Raw genomic sequence first — 13,703 nt, forward strand, 5'->3', positions numbered from 1 at the left:
CCTTTGGGCAGTTTCTGTTACTCCTGATGCCCATCAAGCCCTGGTTCCGGCTCTGTACCAAAGAGCTCCTGTAACAGCGTATGCGCTATAACCCGGTGGCCCGAGGCATCCGGATGAATCCCGTCTCCGTAACGGTAAGCGGCATTAATCGACCGCTCCTGCCTGATGTGTCTAAGCAGCGGCGTGCGCAGACCAATGACCTGATCAGCCGGACAGCCGCCGGCTAACAGCCAGTCCGCATAATGCTCCAGCACCCGGTCGTAGTCCTTGTAGGGCGCCAGATAACTGAAATCGTCCGCATCCGCCGGCAGCAGCGGGCCGCTCATGGACCGGGCATCAAACGGCGGCGGGGTCAGCAGGACCACCTTGGCTCCCGCTTCATGAATCTTTGCGCTCAGCCGCCGCATTCCGTCCTGATAGGCCGCAAACCTTTCAGCAGAGAACGGATGGTAGATTCCGTCATTCATTCCGTAGCAGGCCACAACTACATCCGGGGAGGCTTCGGCAAGCTCCCTCGTGAGCCGTTCATGGATACACGGACGCGGAAACGGATGTGCCGCTTCGCTGAGTCCCGAGGCCGTCTCGCTGGGCACTCCCCGTGCCGTCAGCCGGACTCCTGGGTGCGGCCGGTGCTTCTTCAGCCCTTCTCCGGCCAGCCGGATATATTGACCGTCAGCCGTGATGCTGTCTCCAAGAAACAGGATGTGCGGCTGTACGGAATTCTGTTTTTCCGTTTTCTTAGACGTAAATAAAGGCAGCATGCTTTTCCCTCCTGACAAGTACGCCAAGGCGTATAGCTTCCCTTAACGGCGGTATGCCCGCAATCTAATGGTAGCGCCGCCTGCTCTTTTCCGCCTTGACGATATCGCCCTTCCTTAGCATAATATTGCCATGACAACCAAATTATTAGCGAGGGACATCGGACTTGAGCCCGGATTTACCTTCCGGATCCAGAAATGTCCGCTGACCCATGATTACTATGTACACAGCCATGATTTCTCTGAGCTGGTCGTCATTCTGTCGGGAAGCGCCGTGCATATCATCGAGGGGAGAGAGTATCCGGTTACGGCCGGCCAGGTTTTTCTGATCCACAGCGGTGTTTCCCATGGTTACAAGAATGTCGAGGATATCGAGTATGTGAATGTGATGTTTCAGCCCGAGGAGCTGCTGCAGCAGCCGGAGCTCAGGCTGCTTCCGGGCTTCCAGGCGCTGTTCTACATCGAGCCCTTTTACCGCCAGGAGATGTATTTCAAAGGTATGCTTTCGCTGGATGCCGGGCAGCTGATGGAGGCAACAAGGCTGCTTGATCTGATTCTCACTGAGCATGAGCGCCGGGAGGATGGCTACCGCCTGATGGTCCGCACCTATTTTACTGCCCTGGTGGGCATGCTTTCCCGTTATTACCAGAACAGCAGCGGAGGCGAGGACAACAAGGCGCTCCGGATCGGTGAAGCGGTCACCTATATCGAGGAGCACTTCCTCCAGCCGGTCACTCTGCAGTCCATGGCGGATATGGCTTATATGTCCACCCGCCAGTTTCTGAGAGTGTTCACCCGCAACTACAAAACCACGCCCATGGACTATGTCATCCGCAAACGGCTGGATTATTCCTGCACGCTTCTGCGCAATCCCGAACTTCCGGTTTCCCGGGTGGCTATGGACAGCGGCTTCCAAGACCAGAACTATTACGCCCGCCAGTTCCGCAAAAGCTTCAACTGCACCCCCACCGAATACCGCGAGCGGATCAGCGGCTCCGGGGACCGCGGGTAATCACTCCCTGCTCTCCCCTGCTGCTGCAGCCGCTTCATCCCGCTGGCGCAGCCGGCGCCGATAAGCTACCGGGGTCATGCCGAATCTTGCGCTGAACAGCCGGGTCAGGTAATTGGCATCGCGGATGCCGATCCGTTCGGCAATATCGGAGACGCTGAGCACCGTGCCGCCGAGCAGCTTCTTGGCTTCCTCCAGCCGCCGCTGCAGCACATACTGCAGCGGCGTTGTGCCGATATGCTGCTTCATGCACCGCGTAATATAATCCGCCTGGAAATGCAGCTCCTCCTGCAGCCCCGTTACCTGAAACGGCTCCTTCCAATGCCTGTCGAGATAAGCGGCTGCCGCCCGGGCCAGCCGGACCGCCGGCTCCGGCAGCGCCGTGCGGGCACATTCCGCCTGAAGCGCCGCCATCAGCTCGGCCAGCAGAACGTGGAGCCGCAGGGCATTCTCGGCGTTCAGCCGGCTGTGAATCTCGTTCATCTCATCCAGAATCGGCTCCAGTGCCTCAACGTCTACAGCAGCAAATTTCGGCATGTACAGCCGCTGCTGTGCAGAAGGCTCCTCATCCTCCACTGTTCCCTTGGCCAGCAGTGCAGACCAGGGAATCTCCTCCTGCCGGATATAAGCCGGCTTCCCTTCATGTATAAAGTGCACCCAGTAAATTTCCGTATCCTCTTCACAGACCCGGTAGCCCTCGTGCGGCAGCCCTGCCTCAAGCACCAGCAGCCTGCCCGGACCGATCGCATATTCCTTTTCCTGTTCAGCCATATACAGCGTCCCGCGCTTGACCAGCAGCAGATCATACACCCCGAAGGTACGGGCAAAATGCCGGTCACCCGGCGACCAGACGGCCAGCCCCACCGTAACGAACTTTGGCAGCGGCGGAATCGTAAATTCCAGACAAAGCACCGTATCCCCTCCTTATCTCAAAGTCGGTTTTGTGCTATTTCAAGTCTATAATAACACTGGTAGCGCTTGCAGAAAAGAGGTACATTGACTGGGAATCGCTTTATATCCAAATCCTATAAGGGGCTGTTCATCCATGCGTTTCCGTCAGGTTCATCTCGACTTTCATACCTCCGAGGCCATTCCCGGCATCGGAAAAGATTTCAGCAAAGCCCAGTTCCAGTCCATGCTGCGCGCCGGCCATGTCGATTCCATCACCGTATTCTCCAAATGTCATCACGGCTGGGCCTACCATCCCAGTGAAGCCAATGAGATCCATCCGCAGCTTGATTTCGATCTGCTGGGGGAAATGATTGAGGCTGCCCACGAAATCGGCGTCCGCACACCGGTCTATCTATCTGCCGGCCTTGATGAAAAGCTGGCCCGCCGCCATCCCGAGTGGCTGATCCGCGATGCAGAGGACCGCACGCGCTGGGTCAAGGATTTCATGACGCCGGGCTACCACGAATTCTGCCTGGGCACGCCTTATCTGGATATTCTCCTGGCCCAGCTGCATGAGGTGGTCAGCCGTTACGATGCGGACGGCATCTTCCTCGACATCGTCGGCGCCCGCAAATGCCGCTGCCAGTACTGCGTAGCCGCCCTGCGGGCAGACGGCAAGGACCCGCGCGACGAGGCAGCCGTTGTGGCTCTGGGCGAGCAGACTTACCTGAACTATGCGCGCCGCGTCCGCGAGACCATCGATGCCGTGAAGCCCGGCCTGCCAGTCTATCACAACAACGGCCATCAGCAGCGGGGCCGGCGTGACCTCGTCCATGTCAACACCCATCTCGAGCTGGAATCGCTGCCGACCGGGGGCTGGGGCTACGACCATTTCCCGCTGTCCGCCCGCTACGCCCAGCCGCTCGGCCTGGATTTTCTCGGCATGACCGGCAAATTCCATACCTCCTGGGGCGAATTCGGCGGCTACAAGCATCCGAACGCGCTGCGCTATGAAGCCGCGCTCAGCCTCGCGCACGGCGCCAAATGCTCCATCGGCGACCAGCTTCACCCCTCCGGCCTGATGGATGAAGCCACCTATGCCCTGATCGGCAGCGCCTATGCTGAGGTCGAGGCAAAGGAGCCGTGGTGCAGCGGCGTTACCTCCGTCGCCGACATCGCCGTCCTGTCCCTGGAGGCGGCGCGCGAAGCCTGCCCCGGCGGCCAGGCGCTGAAGGGCGAGCGCAATCTGGCCGATGCCGGAGCGGTGCGCATCCTGACCGAAGGCCACTATCTGTATGACATCGTGGATACAAATAGTGACTGGTCAGCGTACAAGGTGCTGGTGCTGCCGGATGAGGTGCCGGTCTGGCCGGAGCTGGCCGCAGCTATCGCCGCCTTTACCGCCGCAGGCGGCAAAGTGCTGGCTACCGGCAGGTCCGGCCTGAACCCGGCCGGAGATGCTTTTGCGCTGGACCTGGGAGTGAAGTGGCTGGGGACTAATACGTACCGCCCGTCCTATTTCCGTCCGCACTTCACTCCCGGTGCGCTGCAGCCCGCTTCCTTTGTCATGTACGGCGAAGGCCAGCTGGTGGAGCTGAGCGGCGGGAACGCCCTGGGCCATCTGGAGAACCCGTATTTCAACCGCGATGTCTTCACCTTCTGCTCGCATCAGCACACGCCGGGTGCCCGGGAGGACAACGGGCCGGCCATGGTCGAAAGCGGCAGCGGGATCTACATCGCTTGGGACGTATTCAGCGAATATGCCGACGGCGGCCATCTCATCCTCAAGGAGATGGTACTCCATGCGCTGTCCCGGCTGCTGCCGCAGCCTGCCCTCCGCACCAGCCTCCCGGCGCGGGGCATCACCACCCTGCAGTATCAGCAGGCTGAGCGCCGCTACGTGAACCACTTGCTCTATGCGGCTCCTGCGCTGAAGGGCCGCATCGAGGTGATCGAGGACATCGTGCCGCTGCAGGATGTCTCTGTCAGCCTGCGGCTCCCGTCCGGTGCAGCCGTCAAGCGGGTCTATCTGGCCCCGGCGATGACCGAACTGCCGTTTACGGCAGACCAGGAGGGCAGAATAACGTACACTGTCCCGCACCTTGAGAATCACCAGATGGCTGTGATCGAGCTGACTTAAGAGCTTTTCGCAGAAGACGCAGCATAGGCTAGTCTGGATACAAACAGCAGCGGCCCTAGACTATTTGATTAGTCTGGGGCCGCTGCTGTCATTCACTATTTTCAATTTCACCAGGAAGATGACTCTCATCCACATTTAGTTGGATTTTTGCTACTTAAATCCGCCCTTATCCTGAAATCTCAAACATTAGGTGGAAAAACAACATCTAAATCAGGCTATTTCTCACTATAGAGGCCTTTTCAGCGATTCTAAGTGGCGTTTTTCCACCTAGTTTCCCGGCACCGGCGCTCACCGTAAAATTAGATAGCAAATTTCCACTTAGCTTGATGAGCAACATCTGTATTACCTGCATTACCCGCAAAACAACACCTACAGCACAGTACTTGCATAATCATTGCCGGGGAACCGGCCGGATGATCTGCCTATTTTGCCGCACATTCACTCTATACGTACAGTCTCGCCTGATCCCCTTAATAAATCGTCGGCACCATTCCCCCGTCCATCCGGACAGCCGAGCCTCTGAACGCCGCTCCATAAGGGCTGCAGATAAAAGCCGCCAGCTTCCCGATCTCGGCCGGTCTGATAAAGCGCTGAAGCTCTGACTGGGGCAGATTCCCCGCCATGAATCTCTTTTCTTTTTCCTCGAAGGTCGTATTGTCAGCGGCGTAGATTCCCTCAATGATCTGCTGCACATTTTCGGACAGTGTCGGTCCCGGCATAATCGTATTGACTGTCACTTCGGTCCCTGCGGTCATTCCGGACAAGCTTCTGGAAAGAGAGAGCAGCGCCGATTTGGTCACTGCATACTGCGGCATCTGGCCTGAAGGCATGACCGCCTCCTCGCTCGCAATAAAGATTACGCGGCCATTGTTATTTTCCAGCATTTTCGGCAGATAGAATCTGCATAATGCGTTGGCGGCAAGCACATTTGTACGGAAATACTTTTCCCAGATCTCATCGGTTGCCTCTGCATAGCCCATGATTTCATAAATCCCCATGTTGTTCACCAGAATGTCCACCTGCGGGTATTGTTCAAACAAGGCTTCCCTCTGTGTACTATCGGTAAGATCTGCAGCAGCAGCCTGCGGCGAAGTCTCCGGAAATGCCTTGCTAATCTCGTCTACAGTCCGTTCTGCTTCCTTCCGGTTTCTGCCGTTAATCAGTACATTTACGCCTTCTCCCGCCAGCTCCAGGGCAATTGCTTTGCCGATTCCCTTGGTTGATCCTGTTATTAAGGCTGTTTTTCCCTGCAAACCCATATCCATAGCGCATGTCTCCCCAATGATGTAATTCAGAACCTAAAGCATAACCTTCCGTTCCGTCAGGGATAATCATACTTTACCGGGAATGCCGGGTAACTAGCCTGCCGTGCCAATCTTCTTGCAGTACACGCCAACTCAATGCTGAACCTTATGCTCCAGACGCCAGCGGGCCGGTGTATCACCTTCCCATATTCTAAATGCGCGGTAAAAAGAGTTCTGATCCTCATAACCGACCAGACAGGCCACTTCTTTTATGTCCAGCTCCGGATCAGCCAGATACTCCCTCGCCTGCTCATGTCTGGCTTGCGTCAGCAGCGCCTTGAAGCTTGTCCCTTCCTCCCTCAGCCGCCGCTGCAGCGTCCGGTCACTCATGTTAAGCTCCCTCGCTACCGTCTGTATATCATACCGTCCGCCCATGAGGCTGCGTCTGATAATCCATTTAACCGTCTCTGCAACAGTGGGGCCGTCTTGCTGCTCATTCAAGGTCCGGTCCAGAGCGGGAGTCAGTATAGCCAGCAGTTCTTCATTATAGGTGGTAAAAGGAAGGTTCAGGTCGCTGCACCGCAGAACGAGCCGGTTCCTCCCCGTTCCGGTCTGGACAGGACACCCGAAATATTCATTCAGTGCCGTTATATCACCTGACGTATGTGAAAATTCCACCCTGCGGGCGTTTATAGCCTGTCCTGTCCCCCTCCGCCCAAGCTCCAGAAGATACGCCAGCGTAACTCCGATCAGAATCTGCGGGATGGATGACTCCGGGTGCTGCCACTGCAGTTCAATCGTACATTCCTCATCCGCCTCCGTTATAATCAGCTGTTCAGGCGGGCACATTTGTTTATACCTGGCCATGCGGTGGAGCGCATCGCGGTAATCACGGGCGTGATACGTGGCCAGCACATCCGGCGGATATTGGGCGGTTTCAAAAACCGTCACAAGTCCGGCAACCCCCGCAGCCATGTCCGGAGTCAGCTCTTCAAAGGCCTGCCAGACAGCAAAGTATTCTGCAGCACTGACCCTGGGTTCTTTAATGATTGAAAGCGGAAGCCTGGCCTGCCGGGCTATCTCAGCGGGGGCAATTCCCAATTGCTGTACCCCGGACCAGAAGCCAAACGGGAATTTGATATATTTTTCGGTATGCAGCATCATACAGGATTCTCCTTATACAGCATGGCAATGAGTATTTTATATAAAAGCATACTCTCTAACCTGTTCAAAAGTCTAACTTTTACCGGGAGTGTGCATACCTTTGACTTCTTTTCTGCTGCCGGCTCTGCACAATCAAAAAAGGCCACAGCACATGGACATGTTCGCTGTAGCCTCACTATTTTCATTAAAAAGCTGGTTTACATAGCCGCATTTCAGATGAACTCTCAGCGGTTCTCTGCTGTGACGACACCCTTTTTGATAATGATATTGCCGTAAAGAGCCTCTTCCCCTGTGACCACAACGGCATAGCTCTTCCTGGAGCGGTTGTAAAAATCAAAGCGTTCCTCATATTCAACCGTCGCCCTGCTGTCATGCTTCGCAAGGATTGCTTCATACACGGACCAGATCTCCGGCACAGACGAATCCCCCTCCACTACAGCCATAAAAGCCGCCTGATGCGGCACATAATGATCCAGCGGCAGCAGCTCAAGGATCGCATCAAGCAGTGCAGGGATTCCCGTCCCGTCGTATCTCAGCACTCTGTTATGCAGGGAATGACCCGGAAAATGGGCATCCGCCAGCACCAGCTCATCCCCGTGGCCCATCTCCATCAGAATACGGACCAGGTCTGGAGACAATAGCTTGGGTATTTTCTTCAGCATGCTGTACCTCCTTGGACAGCCGGGCTACATCCCATAAAAAGACCTCAGGGCCACCAGCTCATCAATCCGGTTCTGCGGCAGCTCGCGCTCCCCGCCAATCATCCGGGTAATGAACGTCAGCTTCGCTGTGTATTCGAGCCGCTCCATGTTCATGTAGGCGCTCATAACATCCTTGCCCCAGGTCAGGGCGCCGTGGCTTTCCAGCAGTACAGCCGTTTTCTTGCCCAGGAACGGGATCAGCGAATCCGGGATTTCTTCTGTAGAAGGTGTCCCGTATGCCGCCAGCGGAATATCTCCCATCGCAATGACCGACTCCGGCATCATCATTTTATCCAGCGGCTCGCCCTTGATTGCAAAAGCTGTAGCATAAGGCGGATGGGCGTGCACCACCCCGTTCATTTCGGGCAGCTCATTATAGATCCGCAGGTGCATCTTCACTTCGGTGGAAGGACGGTACCCTTCCGCTGCTTCAAGAATTTCCCCCTGCAGATTGACCTTTACAAGCATATGCGGCTGAAGATAGCCTTTGCTGACCCCGGTCGGTGAAGCAAGGATTTCAGTTTCGGACAAACGGGCCGAAATATTCCCGTCATTGGCAGCAATAAAATCCTTGTTAAACAGATTTCTGCCGATGTCACAGATCAGCAGGCGCAGCTCTTGTTCTTTCTGATTCATGGTAACTCTCCTTTATTTCGACGGATAATAACGGACAAGCGTACAGGACTGTGCCACAAGCTCTCTGAGCGCAGAAGCCTTGACTGCTCCCAGAGCGGCTAACTGGACAGCTATATTACCGATTGCGCTGGCCTCAGCGGGCCCTGCAATAATCTCTTTTCCGGTGGCATCAGCCGTAAGCTGGCACAGCAGCTCATTGCGGATGCCTCCGCCCACCATATGGATTGCGCGGAGGCTCTGTCCGGTCAGCGTCTCCAGCTCACTTATTGTTTGGGCATAAGCCGAGGCAAGGCTCTGCAGAATGGTCAGGATCACCTCGCCCTTGCTCCCCGGCGGCTGCTGGCCGGTCCGGGCACAATAGGCTGCGATCTGGCCGGGCATATCGCCCGGAGTGCTGAACAGGGCATCATCCGGATCTATAACAGCCGCAGCATACCCTTCGCTCCGGGCTTCTGCGGCAAGCCGGACCGCCTCCTGATGAGACACCGGCTCACCCGCCTCCGCCCAGCCTCTTTGCGTCTCCTGCATAATCCACAGCCCCGTAATATTCTTCAGCAGCCGGTTTCCACCGCCGAAGCAGCCTTCATTGGTGAAGCCATATTCACGGGCCTGATCTGTCAGCACCGGCTGTGCCGTCTCCATTCCTGCCAGGGACCAGGTTCCGCAGCTGATAAAAGCGGCTGCCTCTGCTCCCGGTCCATAGGGAATGGAAGCCACCGCAGAGGCCGTGTCATGGGCGGCCCCGGCAATGACCTGCAGCGGGCCTGTGCCAAGCTCCTCCTGCAGCGCCGGCATTAGCTGGCCGGTCACCGTTCCGGCCGGCACCAGCTCCGGAATCAGGCTGAGCGGAAGCCGCAGCCGGTTCATCACCTTGGCTGCAGGAGCCGCTGATCCCGCGGCCAGCAGACCGCTGGTGCTCCAGATCGTCTGCTCCCCGGCGGCAATGCCGGAGAGCAGATAATGGAACAGGTCCGGCATCAGCAGCATCCGGTCTGCGGTCTCCCTGAGCCAGGGACTCTGCTCCAGATCCGCGTACAGCTGATATACGGTGTTAATTCTGGCAGATTGATTGCCCGTCAATCTAAACTGCTCATCCGGCGGCAGCATCTCCTCAAGAATAGGAGCATAGGCAGCTGTCCGCTGGTCCCGGTAATGATGCGGGGCGTACAGCAGCTGCCCCTTCCGGTCAATGAAACCGTAGTCGACGCCCCAGGTATCCACGCTCACGGACGTCAAAGTCCCGTGCTCTCTGGCCGCCCTGCGTATCCCCTGCTTCATTTCATGAAACAGCTGCAGCACATCCCAGTATAAATGCCCGTGCAGCTCAACCGGCTGATTGGCAAACCGGTGAACTTCCTCCACCTCTATACGATTACCGTCATACAGGCCCAGCATGACTCTGCCGGAGCTGGCCCCCAGATCCACTGCCAGCAGCTTGATTGCTTCATCCATATCCTGCACCTGCTTCACCTTGAGTTTTAGTACAGCGGCCCGAAGTTGCGGCAGGCTCTGTAATCCGCACTCTCCAGATCCTCTGTGCCGAACAGAGACCACACGCGCGGTCTGAAAATCCGGGACTCCTCCACATTGTGCATACTGACCGGAATACGCAGGATGGAGGCCAGTGTAATCAGATCGGCGCCGATATGCCCGTAGCTGATTGCACCGTGGTTAGCTCCCCAGTTGTTCATGACATCATAGACGGTTTTGAACGAGCCTTGTCCTGTCAGCGTCGGCGCAAACCATGTGGTCGGCCAGGTCGGATCGGTCCGCTCATCCAGTGTCTTATGCACTTCTTCAGGGAGCTCAACAGTATAACCCTCCACCAGCTGAAGTACGGGACCAAGCCCCTTAACCAGATTGAGCCGGGCCATCGTTACAGGCATTCCGCCCTTTGTTAAATAATCGGTGGAGAAGCCGCCCCCGCGGAAATATTCCTGTGAAGCCGGACGGAACTGAGTCTCTGCTATACAGCGCTCCGCCTCCTCATCCGTAATCTCCCAGAACGGCTTAATCGCAGGCTTCCCGTCTACACTCTGCTCTCCCGTTCCATCCAGCGCTGCAGAACCCGAGTTGATCAGATGCAGCAGCCCGTTGGCCGCCTCTCCCTCCAGTTCATATCCGGTTACCCGTTTAACCGCAGCAGGACTCCAGAACGTCCGGACATCGGCAAAAATCTGTGCCGTATTCGTAAGCAGATAATTGAACAGCATCGTTACCCCGTTCAGGCTGTCATTCTCGGTAGCCACGATGTACGGGGCACGCCGGCCGTTCCAGTCAAAGGAGGAGTTAAGAATCGTCTCCATGAAATCCCCGTTCGGAAAATGGTCCGTCCACTGCCGCTGGCCCTGGAAGCCCCCGACAATCGCGTTATGCCCGTTAGCCTCCTCCTCAAAGCCGAGCTCAGCCAGCCGCGGGTTCCCCACCATGAGATCACGCGCGATTAGCGTCATTTTGACACAGGTCTCCCACTGCTGCTCCTTCAATTCATCGCTGATCTGCAGGTGCTGCGGATTATTGTCTGCTCCGGTGCGGCATTTTTCTTTAACCCAGGCCAAGGCCTGAGCAAATTCCTCTTTATCATAAATTTCTTCCTCGAACCTACGCACGTACTCGGACATATCGATGTATTCATTCCGCATGCCCAGGTAGTCCTGGAAGAACTGTTCGTTCACAATCGAGCCGGCAATCCCCATCGACACAGAGCCCATCGAGAGATATGACTTCCCTTTCATCAGCGCTACTGCCATAGCGGATTTGGCGAACTGCAGCAGCTTGGTCTGCACATCAGCCGGGATCTCTTCACTGCTGGATTCCTGTACATCCTCACCGTAAATGCCGAACGCCGGAATTCCCTTTTGCGCATAGGCAGACAGAACAGCCGCCAGATAAACTGCCCCCGGACGCTCCGTCCCGTTAAAACCCCACACAGCGTGCGGAATCGTTGCATCCATATCCATCGTTTCCGAGCCATAACACCAGCACGGGGTTACGGTAATCGATACGCCGACATTCTGTCCGGCAAATTTCTGTGCGGCAGCCGCTGCTTCCTTCACACCGCCGATCGTCGAATCAGCGATAACACACTCTACAGGAGACCCGTCCGGGTAAAAAAGACTTTCCGTAAGAAACTTAGCCACCCGCTCTGCCATCCCCATGGTCTGGGCCTCTAGCGATTCGCGGACACCGCGTCTTCTTCCATCAATCGTAGGCCGGATTCCAATCTTCGGATAATTTGTTGCCACTGCTGTTCCTCCTCAAATGAATTGGTTGGATATTGCGGCAGATCCATTCAGACGTGAATCCAGTCTCCTTTTAAAGCGCTATCATGAAAGTATTGTGAGACTGCCCCATCCAGTGCCGCTTGATCCCGTACTCGATAATTTAGTTGAGTTCATGTTTATCATAGAGTCGGAGTGGTTCAAAGTCAACAATATTCCACAACTTTTTATTATATTTATGTGGATTTATGTGATATTGTAATAAAGTAGTGTGGTTTTACGTGTGAGTTCTGACTATCTTGCAGTCAAATGTAGTACACTATGAATAATATATGATTTTGTAGACAAAGGTGGGTAAGCATGAAGGCATTTGAACGGAGAGATCTGATCATTAACGAGCTGTACCGGCATAAAAAAGTGCATGTCGCTGACCTCGCGCAGAAATTCCAGGTGTCCGAGGAGACCATCCGCCGCGATCTGGACAAGCTGGACAAAGAAGGTCTGGCCAAAAAAAACTACGGAGGCGCCATACTAAACGCCCATACCAACGAAGACCCGTCATACGCGAGCAGACATCAGGTCAACCTGGAGGCTAAAGGCATTATCGCTGCCAATGTGCTGGATCTGATTAATGACGGGGACAGCCTGATGACGGATACTAGCACAACAGCTTTTGAAGCCCTGCGTAAAATCACCGAATCCAAACACAACCTGACCATCATCACCAATTCACTCGCGGTTTTATCCGAATTCCAGCATTCCGGCCATAAGCTGATTTCCACCGGCGGTACACTGGGACCCGAGACCAGCTCCTTCGTCGGCCCCACCGCCTCGCAGACCATCCAGAAGTATAATGTGGACGTCGCCCTCTTCAGCTGTAAAGCATTGTCGATGACCGGAGGGCTCAGTGATTCCAACGAGGAGGAGAGCGAGCTGAAGATCCTGATGCAAAAGCAGGCCAGCAAAGTCGTGCTGCTCGTCGACCATTCCAAGTTTGACCGGATTGCTTTCATCAAGCTGTTCAGCTTCGATAAAGTGGATTACATTGTCACTGACGAGAAGCCTTCGGAGGAATGGATCAGCTTTCTGAACAGCTATCAGGTGTCGGTACTGTATAATTCCGGGGAGTAAACAGCCAGTATCACTTGTGCCTATCGATGAAACACAACCATTAAAACAATAAAGACAATGCTCAGCAGGCCGAACAGCTCCAGTACCTCTTCCCTTGGCCATTTCCTCCGGACAAAGATGATCGAGGGGTGAGCAAGTCCAGCCGTCAGGTACAACAGTGACAGCAGCAAGCCAAAGCTCATCAGCGAAAATAAAGGATTGTCTGCGCTGGGCACCCCAAGGATAACAACAAGGACTATCAGGGCAGTCAGGAGGAACAGCACCCAGCGGAAAAACCGAATCACCGGTCCGGGCTTCACTGGCGGAACGTTATCGCCGACCGTCTCAGCTCTGGCCTGCTCCTCCTCTAATGCCCGCTGCAATGCCTCAGGGTTTTCGATTCGCATTTTGTGCATTTGATTAGCATTGTCGATACGCCGTTTAATGCTCTTAAACATACAAAAGCCTCCTCTTCTGCATTTTGGCCGCTTTCCGCTTTAATACGCCTTCTCTATATAAAAGAACGGAATGGTAAAATTACTTTAATAGTAATTCACCATTCCGTTTCACTGCAAATAATGGAGTTATCCAGACAAAAAAAATAGCCTCTCCGGAGAGATGCTTCTGTTAAGTAAATATGGCGCGCCCTGAGAGATTCGAACTCCCGACCTTTTGATTCGTAGTCAAACGCTCTATCCAGCTGAGCTAAGGGCGCAAATATTGGAGCGGACGACGGGAATCGAACCCGCGACCCTCGCCTTGGCAAGGCGATGCTCTACCGCTGAGCCACGTCCGCACACGGTATGTATTTCTTAATTCAATGGGCTTG

General features: G+C 55.3%; 12 protein-coding genes and 2 tRNA genes. 3 read left to right on the forward strand and 11 right to left on the reverse strand.

The features are described 5' to 3' along the window. Positions 1–17: 17 nt before the first annotated feature. Positions 18–761, reverse strand: a complete 744-nt coding sequence (locus AC4G46_RS25310) for a GDSL-type esterase/lipase family protein (RefSeq protein ID WP_491125144.1) — start codon at positions 759–761, stop codon at positions 18–20. A 130-nt stretch (positions 762–891) separates the two neighbouring features. Between AC4G46_RS25310 and AC4G46_RS25315 the strand changes: the two genes are divergently transcribed. Then, positions 892–1,770 carry a helix-turn-helix domain-containing protein gene (locus tag AC4G46_RS25315; protein WP_491125145.1) on the forward strand — a complete coding sequence of 293 codons (879 nt, stop codon included), beginning with the start codon at positions 892–894 and terminating at the stop codon, positions 1,768–1,770. Here AC4G46_RS25315 and AC4G46_RS25320 read toward each other — a convergent pair whose 3' ends face one another. Then, complete coding sequence (locus AC4G46_RS25320; protein WP_491125146.1) at positions 1,771–2,679, reverse strand: helix-turn-helix transcriptional regulator; 909 nt, start codon at positions 2,677–2,679, stop codon at positions 1,771–1,773. 133 nt (positions 2,680–2,812) lie between these two features. On the opposite strand from AC4G46_RS25320, the gene AC4G46_RS25325 reads away from it, so the two are divergent. Continuing rightward, positions 2,813–4,798, forward strand: a complete 1,986-nt coding sequence (locus AC4G46_RS25325) for a beta-galactosidase trimerization domain-containing protein (protein ID WP_491125147.1) — start codon at positions 2,813–2,815, stop codon at positions 4,796–4,798. A gap of 470 nt (positions 4,799–5,268) precedes the next feature. Here AC4G46_RS25325 and AC4G46_RS25330 read toward each other — a convergent pair whose 3' ends face one another. The 6 genes from AC4G46_RS25330 to AC4G46_RS25355 form a co-directional block, all read right to left on the reverse strand. Next, positions 5,269–6,063, reverse strand: coding sequence for an SDR family NAD(P)-dependent oxidoreductase (locus AC4G46_RS25330; protein ID WP_491125148.1), 795 nt, complete (start codon positions 6,061–6,063; stop codon positions 5,269–5,271). Positions 6,064–6,195: 132 nt separating this feature from the next. After that, positions 6,196–7,203 carry a helix-turn-helix domain-containing protein gene (locus AC4G46_RS25335; RefSeq protein ID WP_491128975.1) on the reverse strand — a complete coding sequence of 336 codons (1,008 nt, stop codon included), beginning with the start codon at positions 7,201–7,203 and terminating at the stop codon, positions 6,196–6,198. Positions 7,204–7,430: 227 nt separating this feature from the next. Further along, positions 7,431–7,868 (reverse strand): L-fucose mutarotase, encoded by a 438-nt coding sequence (gene fucU / locus AC4G46_RS25340; protein WP_491125149.1) that lies wholly within the window; start codon positions 7,866–7,868, stop codon positions 7,431–7,433. A 24-nt stretch (positions 7,869–7,892) separates the two neighbouring features. Then, positions 7,893–8,543: a class II aldolase/adducin family protein gene (locus AC4G46_RS25345; RefSeq protein WP_491125150.1), complete on the reverse strand. Its 651-nt coding sequence runs from the start codon at positions 8,541–8,543 to the stop codon at positions 7,893–7,895. A gap of 12 nt (positions 8,544–8,555) precedes the next feature. Continuing rightward, positions 8,556–9,995: a rhamnulokinase gene (locus tag AC4G46_RS25350; protein ID WP_491125151.1), complete on the reverse strand. Its 1,440-nt coding sequence runs from the start codon at positions 9,993–9,995 to the stop codon at positions 8,556–8,558. 26 nt (positions 9,996–10,021) lie between these two features. Next, a complete protein-coding gene (locus AC4G46_RS25355; RefSeq protein ID WP_491125152.1) occupies positions 10,022–11,788 on the reverse strand; it encodes an L-fucose isomerase in 1,767 nt (588 codons plus the stop codon). A gap of 336 nt (positions 11,789–12,124) precedes the next feature. On the opposite strand from AC4G46_RS25355, the gene AC4G46_RS25360 reads away from it, so the two are divergent. After that, the gene (locus AC4G46_RS25360; protein WP_491125153.1) at positions 12,125–12,895 is read left to right on the forward strand and encodes a DeoR/GlpR family DNA-binding transcription regulator; all 771 of its coding nucleotides are present in this window, start codon (positions 12,125–12,127) and stop codon (positions 12,893–12,895) included. Positions 12,896–12,915: 20 nt separating this feature from the next. On the opposite strand, the gene AC4G46_RS25365 is transcribed toward AC4G46_RS25360, so the two are convergent. From AC4G46_RS25365 to AC4G46_RS25375, 3 genes are all read right to left on the reverse strand, one after another. Continuing rightward, the gene (locus AC4G46_RS25365) at positions 12,916–13,332 is read right to left on the reverse strand and encodes a hypothetical protein (RefSeq protein WP_491125154.1); all 417 of its coding nucleotides are present in this window, start codon (positions 13,330–13,332) and stop codon (positions 12,916–12,918) included. A 180-nt stretch (positions 13,333–13,512) separates the two neighbouring features. Next, positions 13,513–13,589, reverse strand: a tRNA-Arg gene (locus tag AC4G46_RS25370). 6 nt (positions 13,590–13,595) lie between these two features. Then, a tRNA-Gly gene (locus AC4G46_RS25375) sits at positions 13,596–13,670 on the reverse strand. Positions 13,671–13,703: the final 33 nt, after the last annotated feature.

This window comes from Paenibacillus sp. fava2, assembly GCF_058313675.1.